Origin of the sequence: Methanosaeta sp. UBA458 (assembly GCF_002496085.1) — an archaeon.
GTDB lineage: Archaea > Halobacteriota > Methanosarcinia > Methanotrichales > Methanotrichaceae > Methanothrix > Methanothrix soehngenii.
The window spans coordinates 9,046-10,047 of sequence record NZ_DAIK01000023.1 but is presented as its reverse complement, the minus strand read 5'-3'; the positions used below and the strand labels follow the sequence as shown (position 1 = coordinate 10,047).

The window sequence follows — 1,002 nt, the reverse complement described above, 5'->3', positions numbered from 1 at the left end:
TAATCCTCCTGGCGACGGCTTTGCCCTGGCGGACGAAAAAGCTTTTGCATGAACGATATTCTGTACGAAAAGCATTTATGCCCGAAGGGTATTATTTAATTAGTTACCCATTGGGATGTGCGCTTTGCGCATAGATGACCGATGGGAGTGATCTTTATACTTTTCCGAAGAGATAATCTCTAGCGATGATGAAATTGGGCTTGATTACGTCATAATACCTGCTATCGTTCTTCTCGAATTTCCTATATACGCTGCCACAGATGGAATCTGCACACTGTATGCCTCTGCTGTTATGCGACCGCTCCCATTTAACGTAAAGCCTTCTGTCCTTGAGCAACGGATTGACTTTCATGGGAAGGTACCTGGCCAAATCCCGCTTTATTGCCCTATCAGTTGAGCGCTGATCAACATAAACAGTGATATGCTCCGCTGAGTATCCGCTCTTAACAAGATTTTCGATCAAATAAAATAACATTAAGTTATATATTAAATTATTATCAGGATGGTTTTGAAATTCCTTATCGATTTTTTCCTTCTGAACATGGATATATCCAAACCTTCCTTTCAGCTCAGCCAGGCAAGTTAAGAACTCCATTTTTATTTCAGGACTCATATCATGAAAATGCAACTCTCTAGGTTCTTTTCCTTTAAGCCCTTTTATCTCAGACTTCATATTATCTACACAAAGTTTATAATTTTTGTTTGAGAAAAATGCAAAGCCGATAACGAAGTTTTGGGTGGTGCCAGCAACACCAGCTTCATCAATAAAAATGTGTAGCATGCGCCTTTTGCCCCCAATTATGAATGCAGGCTAAATAGGCATCCGCTCAAACTGGAGAAAGCCTGGAGGATAAATCTGCATCTATATCCTGAATATCGTTCTGCATGATGCTTTGCAGCTCCCCCAGGTGGTCTGGCCTCCGGCCAGGGCCTCGCTCCTGGGGATATTCACGGTCTCGATCTTCTGCATGGGCATGGCGCTGCCTGCAACGTCCACCGGGC

At 43.2% G+C, this 1,002-nt stretch carries 1 protein-coding gene; it reads right to left on the bottom strand.

Annotation, left to right across the window (positions count from 1 at the left end; genetic code table 11):
• Nucleotides 1-154: 154 nt before the first annotated feature.
• Nucleotides 155-781 (bottom strand): DUF3800 domain-containing protein, encoded by a 627-nt coding sequence (locus tag BP822_RS01465; protein WP_273278258.1) that lies wholly within the window; start codon nt 779-781, stop codon nt 155-157.
• Nucleotides 782-1,002: the final 221 nt, after the last annotated feature.

Excerpts from the sequence above, each read along its gene's own strand:
- BP822_RS01465 (WP_273278258.1), bottom strand. The coding sequence starts at position 781 with ATGCTACACATTTTTATTGATGAAGCTGGTGTTGCTGGCACCACCCAA.